Genomic DNA, 6853 nt, shown 5'->3' with positions numbered 1-6853 from the left:
GGCCCCGACACCCCCATCATCACCACCGACGCCCGCCACCGCGCCGACGCCAAGAGCGCTCTCATCACGCTCGTGGAGCACGCCCTCATGGCCCGACTGCGGTAAGTCCCGGCAGGCGTCCGGTACGGATGTGAGAGGCCCCGCGCACCCCCTCGGTGCCGCGGGGCCTCTGCCGTGCTCCCGACGGGGCACGGCACGCCGAAGGCCCCCGCTCCTGTGACGGAGCGGGGGCCTTCGGTACGGGCGCGGTCAGCGCCAGCTGTGCGGGGCGCGGAAGCCGTGCTCGCGCTCCAGGCGGCGCCAGCGGGCCGTGGTGCGGCCGTGGTGGCCCGCCGGCTCGGGCTGAGAGGCCGCGCGGGCGAGCAGGACCGCCGTGATGGCGGCGAGCTCCTCGGGGTCGGCGTGGCCCTTCTCGACTCGGAGAAGGTTGGCAGGGGTACTCACGTGGATGGCTCCTCTTACTGAGGCGGGTTGCCGTGCTTGCGGGACGGCAGGTCGGCGTGCTTGGTGCGGAGCATCGCGAGGGACCGGATGAGCACCTGGCGGGTGTCGGCCGGGTCGATGACGTCGTCGACCAGACCGCGCTCCGCCGCGTAGTACGGGTGCATCAGCTCGGCCTTGTACTCCTTGACCATGCGGCTGCGCATGGCCTCGGGGTCCTCGGCGTCCGCGATCTGCTTGCGGAAGATCACGTTGGCGGCGCCCTCGGCGCCCATGACCGCGATTTCGTTGGTGGGCCAGGCGTACGTCAGGTCGGCGCCGATGGACTGGGAGTCCATGACGATGTAAGCGCCGCCGTAGGCCTTGCGCAGGATCAGGGAGATCCGGGGCACGGTCGCGTTGCAGTACGCGTAGAGCAGCTTGGCGCCGTGCCTGATGATTCCACCGTGCTCCTGGTCGACGCCCGGGAGGAAGCCGGGGACGTCCAGAAGGGTGATGATCGGGATGTTGAAGGCGTCACACATCTGCACGAAGCGCGCGGCCTTCTCGGAGGCCTCGATGTCGAGGACGCCGGCCAGCGTCTGGGGCTGATTGGCGACGAGGCCGACGACCTGGCCGTCGAGCCGGGCGAGGGCACAGATGATGTTGCGGGCCCAGCGCTCGTGGATCTCCAGGTAGTCGCCGTCGTCGACGAGCTCCTCGATGACCTTGTGCATGTCGTACGGGCGGTTGCCGTCGGCCGGCACGAGGTCGAGCAGGACCTCGGAGCGGCGGTCGGCCGGGTCCTCGGAGGCGACGGACGGCGGGTTCTCGCGGTTGTTCTGCGGGAGCATCGACAGGAGGTAGCGGACCTCCGCGATGCAGGTCTCCTCGTCGTCGTACGCGAAGTGCGAGACGCCGGAGACGCCCGCGTGGACGTCGGCGCCGCCGAGGCCGTTCTGGGTGATCTCCTCGCCGGTGACCGCCTTGACGACGTCCGGTCCCGTGATGAACATCTGCGAGGTCTCACGGACCATGAAGACGAAGTCGGTCAGCGCCGGGCTGTAGGCCGCGCCGCCCGCGCACGGGCCGAGCATCACGGAGATCTGCGGGATGACACCCGAGGCGCGGGTGTTGCGCTGGAAGATGCCGCCGTAGCCGGCGAGCGCCGAGACGCCCTCCTGGATGCGGGCACCCGCGCCGTCGTTGAGCGAGACCAGCGGAGCGCCGGCCGCGATGGCCATGTCCATGATCTTGTGGATCTTCGTGGCGTGCGCCTCACCCAGTGCGCCGCCGAAGATCCGGAAGTCGTGCGCGTACACGAAGACCGTCCGGCCCTCCACCGTGCCCCACCCGGTGATCACACCGTCGGTGTACGGCTTCTTCGCCTCCAGGCCGAAGCCCGAGGCGCGGTGCCGGCGCAGCTGCTCCACCTCGCTGAAGGAACCAGGGTCGAGCAGCAGCTCGATGCGCTCTCGCGCGGTCAGCTTGCCCTTCGCGTGCTGGGCCTCGGTCGCGCGGTCACTCGGGCCGCGGAGGGCCTGCTCACGCAGGACGTGCAGCTCGGCCACACGGCCACGGGCGTCAGCGGGCTCGCTCGGGATCTGGTCCACAACGGTCATGTACCGACCCTACGAAGTCGGACAAGAAAACCCCGCCGTCCACTCCGTACAGTCTCCCGTGTCGAATCCTGGCGAGGCTGGACAGAACGCGGCCCTGTCCAGCCCGAGTCAACAGCCAGACACCCCTCGTATTTGTAGGGTTCTCACATAGACCGTCGCCACTGGCCGTCGACACCGGCCTAGAGGAGAACCTCGCAGCGGTGGGCGGCGCCCGCCGTACCGGGCGTGATCCGCGGCCGCAGCGAGGCGCCGGTCGCGAGCACCTCCACCGAGGGGTCGTGGGCGAGCCCCCGACGGACCGGGCCGCGCCACACCAGTTCGAGCGGCTGCCCGGTGCGGGGCGGTTCGGAGACCCGCAGGTCGAGCACGGAGCGGCGGCGCCGGACGAGGACGCTCGCGGGGGCGGTGACCGTGAGGGGTCCCACCGTACCGGCCTGCCAGAAGTTCGCGGCGGCCATTCCGAGGGACGGGACCGCTATCGCCTGCCGGTCGGCGGTGTTGTCGAGAACGCGCAGCCGGCCGGGGCCGGCGGCGCGGGCGGCGACGGTGCGCCGGGAGGCGCCCGGCATCAGGAGGTACGTGTACGAGGCACCGACCGGGTCCGTGCCGTGGTCGAGCCAGAGCGTCTGGTAGCGGCGGGTGCGGCGCTCGGTGGCACTGGTGGTGTTGATGTCGCTCCAGGCCCCGGTGCGGTCCTCGCGAAGGGCGCGGAGGTCTCCGGTGCCGTGCGGGAGGACCCAGCCGCCGTGGCCCTCCAGCTGCGCCCAGCCCCGGCCGGTGGTGAGGGCCTGGGTGCCGGGCTCACCGAGGAGACGGTTGTCGACGACCGTCCCGACGGGCACGCCGTCGGTCGCGGTGATCCCGGCGCAGAGGCAGACGACCGCGTCCGCACGGCACACGCCCCGGTGAAAGCGCCTTCCGGCGCGCCCGCGCGCGTCCGGTCAGCCTCCGCAGTGGAAGCGGGCGTCGCCCCAGTCCGCGTGGTCGTTGCCGTTGCCGTCGCCGCCGTCGCCGACCACAAGGTCGACGTAGGAGGCGCCGGTGACGTCGGCGGTGAGCGCCCAGGCCGGGTCCGTGGCCCCGAGGACCGGGGACGCCACCTTCTCGGCGCCGTCCGCGAGCACATGGAACCGGACGCTGCCCCGGACGGTCTGGACGTCGTCCACGCCGACCTGGGCGGTGAGGGAGGTGCAGCGGCCGCCCAGGTAGTAGCGGACCGTGGCGGGGGCGTGGCTGCCCAGGCCCTTGGCGTACGTCACTCCCCCGATCCGCAGCGGGGAACCGTCGTCGGTGCCGGTCTCGCCGTTGGACCGGTCCCGTTCGACGGGCCCCCAGCCGTTGGCGGCGGACGTCCAGTCCAGGTCACTGGCCCAGCTGTCGGCGGTGGGCGGCGGGGGCAGGGTGCGGGCGGTGGTGGCGGCGGTGAGCTTGCGCTCCTCTCCGCCGAGGGCGTAGGTGAGGGAGGCGCCGAGGGGGTACGGCCGGTAGGGCGCGTCGACCGGCGGGGTGACCCGCCAGGTGACGGTGGCCTTCCCGCCCGCCGCGACCGTGCCGAGGGTGACGGGGTCGGACGGCTCCGCCGTCCAGCCCTCGGGCAGTGCGAGGGCGGCCCGGGCACCGGTGACGTCGGTGGTCTCGTCGTTGCCGAAGGTGGCCGTGACCCGGTTCGGGCGGCCGGGCTCCAGGGTGTCGGGCGCGGTGACGGTGAGCGTGCCACAGGCGGCGCGCTCGGCGGCCGGGCCCAGGTCGGTGACGGTGAAGGCGTCGAGGACGAAGTCGGCGCCGTCGGGCGCGTCACCGCGCTTGCGCAGGCCGGTCCAGGTGTCGCCGCAGCCGGCGGTGACGGTCTCCGAGAAGCGGCCGTCGGTCCTCTGCTGCCCGAGGGGGGTGCGGCGGGTCTCCACCGAGGTGCCGCTCGGACGGTCGTACCCGGTGATCCACTCGTACGCGCCCGCGTGGCTGGACTGGTAGGCGTACTCCACCCGGTAGCTGTGGCCGTCCTTCATCGGGACGGTCCAGGGCGCGGTGCGGTAGACGAGTCCGCTGTTCTCGTCGTGGGACTTGAGGGACTCGGCGCCCCCGATGACGTCGTCGACCAGCTTCCCGTTCCAGCCGGCCTGGGTGTACGGCGCGTGGAGCTGGGCGATGTGGGTGCGGGGGTCGGTCGTACCGCCGGAGTCGCCCTTGAGGAAGGGGCCCCAGCCCTGGTCGACGGCCTCGAAGTCCTCGTACACCAGGGTTCCGGGCTTGGTGGCGGGGGCGTTGGCGACGATCCGTACGTCGTCGATCCGGACGGTGGCGGCGGTGCCGCCGGCGGTCTGGATCATCAGGGGGGTGGTGCCGCCCGCGGGGGCGGTGAAGGTCACCTTGGCGCGCTGGAAGCGGGTGCCGTTCCAGTCGGAGGCCGCGACCCGGTCCTGAAGGGTGGACCGTGCGACGGTGACTGACCGGCCGCCCGCGGAGAGGGTGGTGGGCCGGGTCGCACCGGCCTGGACCTCGATCAGGGCCGAGGCGGTGTACCGCGCGCCGGGGGTGAGGCCGGTGATCTGCTGGCGTACGGAGGCGGTGGCGGTGCCGGAGAACTTCGCGCTGTTGCGGCCCTGGTCGTCGGTGTCACGGGTGACGGTGCCGGCCCTGGTCCAGCCGGTGAGCCTCGCGTCGTTGAAGCCGGGGTCCTTGACCGGGGTGCCCTGGCCCCAGCGCGGGGCGGGCTGGTCGGGGGCGCGGTCGGGGTGGAGCACGTACGGCTGCCCGGCGACGGCGTCGAGGGTGATCCGCCCGCCGTTCGGCCGCACGGTGGCGGTCTTCACGCGTCCGTTGTCGGTGAGCCTGTACACGGAGTACGAGCCGACGCCGGCCGGGACGGCCCAACTGGTGCTGCCACCGGCCTTGTTGTAGTGGTAGAGCTTCTTGCCGCCGTCCCAGGGGAGCAGGTAGTCCTCGCCGTCGAGGACCTTGCGGCCGTGGTCGTAGAAGGTGCGGCGGCCGTTCTCGACGGTGCCCCGGACGCCGCCGGTGAAGGTGAGGTCGTCGCCGGCCCAACGGGTGATCCGCTGCTGCTGGAGGTACTTGGCGGGCAGGTTCCGCTGCCAGATGTTGGCGGTGAAGTCGTTCCAGTCGGTCTCGCCGGTCCAGCCCTCGAAGTCGACGAGCGCGGTCTGGCCGAGGACCGGGTGGTCGTTCCAGACGTCCTTCTCGCCGTTGCGGATGAAGCGGATGATCTGCGAGTTGAGGCCCTTGTTGGTGGCGCCGCCGTAGTCGAGGTCGTTGGCCCAGTGGGACCAGAGGGAGGACCGCTCGAACTTGTCGGACCACTCGGTGGCGACGTTCCAGCCCTGCGCCTGGACGGCCCGTACGGTCTCGTCGGCGATCCAGCCGTGGGTGTAGTAGACGTCGATGTAGAGCGTGGAGAGGTTGCGGTCGGTCTCGTCGCGGAGTTCCTTGAAGCGGCGGGCGAGGTCGCCGCTGTTGAGGTCGCGCCGCTGGTCGATGTAGTAGCTCTGGTTGAGCCAGTTCCAGCCGGGCCTGGTCCTGTCGACGAGGGTCTCGCTGAAGTTCTTCGCCTCCGGGTAGGACTCGGTGGCGTTGACGTGGACGCCGAAGTCCGCGCCCCATTTCCGGCCCTCCGCGAGGAGGACGTTGAGGTCGGCGAGGCCGCCTGCTCGCTTGTTGTAGTTGCCGCCGTAGTCCGGGTGGGCGGAGTCGTGGCCCTCGGAGCCGTACCCCTTGAGCAGCGCGAACTGGCCCAGTCCGTCGGTGGAGAGCGAGATCCGCTTGACGTCGTCGAGCGTCCGCAGGAAGGGGTGGGTGGCCTGGGAGGCGAAGTTGAACGGGATGTGCGCGACGACCCGGCCGGGGGTCTTCTCGCTGCCGGGGGCCTTGGTCCCGATCGTCCGGAAGGCGACGGCGGCGTCCTGCCAGTCGGTGGCGCCGTCGGCGTTGGCGTCGGGGGTGACGACGACCTTGGCCCAGGGCAGACCGTCGCCGCTCGCGGGCCTCGGCGCGCCCTCGCCGCGGTAGGTCCACTGGCCGGACCAGACGCCGACGCGGGTCTCGGTGCCGCTCCTGCGGGCCTGGTGCCAGAAGCGGGCGCCGTCGCGTGCGGACGCCCCGGACGGCTTGTCGTAGCTGGAGTTGGACTCGACGGCGGCGGCGAGCCGGCCGGTGTTCACCAGGGCGTAGGTCGCGCCGACCGGGGCGGCCTCGACGGCGGTCGCCTCGGTGACCCGCGCGAAGACGTCGGCGGTACGGGTGGAGTCCGGGTCGAGCCGGGTGAAGGCGGTCGCGGCGCCGGGGTCCGTCGAGCCGACGGAGACCAGGTCGTGGCCGGGTATGTCGAGCGTGCCGACCCGGAAGCCCTCGGTGTCGCGGACGGCCGTCACCCGGAAGGCGGTGGTCCGGCCGTCGACGCCCAGGCTCGCGTCGATCTCGACGCCGGGCAGCTCGGGGAAGGTGAGGGTGTACGCGGCGGTGGACCCGGTCAGGACGGGGGCGCCGACGGACCGGACGGTGCGGGCGGTGCCGTTGAGGACGACCCGTGTGACCGGGGCCGTACTGCCGAGGAGGCGGGCGCCGCTCGCGCGGTCGGTGTAGGAGAGGACGCGGGGGAAGTCCTCGGCGACGGCGACGGTGAGCTGCGGGGAGGCGATGACCGGGGTGTCGGCCGCGGCGGTCCCGGCGAGCGGCGCCGGGGCCGCCGTACCCTCCGCCAGGGCGGGCCCGGCCAGGGCGAACACGGCGGACGAGGCTGCGACGAGCGCGCAGGCGGCACGGATTCTTCGCGAACGGGTGAGGGACATGCGCCTAGTTGG

Annotated in this window: 3 protein-coding genes and 2 pseudogenes; 1 reads left to right on the top strand and 4 read right to left on the bottom strand. The window is 72.4% G+C overall.

All coding sequences use genetic code 11. The features are described from left to right. Positions 1-105: pseudogene (locus tag ABZ567_RS10110) on the top strand (ATP-binding protein); the annotation flags it as partial. Positions 106-249: 144 nt separating this feature from the next. Here ABZ567_RS10110 and ABZ567_RS10105 read toward each other — a convergent pair. From ABZ567_RS10105 to ABZ567_RS10090, 4 genes and pseudogenes are all read right to left on the bottom strand, one after another. Continuing rightward, complete coding sequence (locus tag ABZ567_RS10105; RefSeq protein WP_360786469.1) at positions 250-444, bottom strand: acyl-CoA carboxylase subunit epsilon; 195 nt, start codon at positions 442-444, stop codon at positions 250-252. A gap of 14 nt (positions 445-458) precedes the next feature. Continuing rightward, the gene (locus ABZ567_RS10100) at positions 459-2042 is read right to left on the bottom strand and encodes an acyl-CoA carboxylase subunit beta (RefSeq protein ID WP_360786468.1); all 1584 of its coding nucleotides are present in this window, start codon (positions 2040-2042) and stop codon (positions 459-461) included. 179 nt (positions 2043-2221) lie between these two features. After that, positions 2222-2929, bottom strand: a pseudogene (locus ABZ567_RS10095) (polysaccharide lyase family 8 super-sandwich domain-containing protein); the annotation flags it as partial. A 54-nt stretch (positions 2930-2983) separates the two neighbouring features. Further along, positions 2984-6841 (bottom strand): endo-alpha-N-acetylgalactosaminidase family protein, encoded by a 3858-nt coding sequence (locus ABZ567_RS10090; RefSeq protein ID WP_360786466.1) that lies wholly within the window; start codon positions 6839-6841, stop codon positions 2984-2986. Positions 6842-6853 lie beyond the last annotated feature (12 nt).

This window comes from Streptomyces sp. NPDC016459, assembly GCF_040632845.1.
Taxonomy (GTDB): Bacteria; Actinomycetota; Actinomycetes; order Streptomycetales; family Streptomycetaceae; genus Streptomyces.
This window is presented reverse-complemented; position numbering and strand designations above follow the sequence as displayed.

Excerpts from the sequence above, each read along its gene's own strand:
- ABZ567_RS10100 (WP_360786468.1), bottom strand. The coding sequence starts at position 2,042 with ATGACCGTTGTGGACCAGATCCCGAGCGAGCCCGCTGACGCCCGTGGC.
- ABZ567_RS10090 (WP_360786466.1), bottom strand. The coding sequence starts at position 6,841 with ATGTCCCTCACCCGTTCGCGAAGAATCCGTGCCGCCTGCGCGCTCGTC.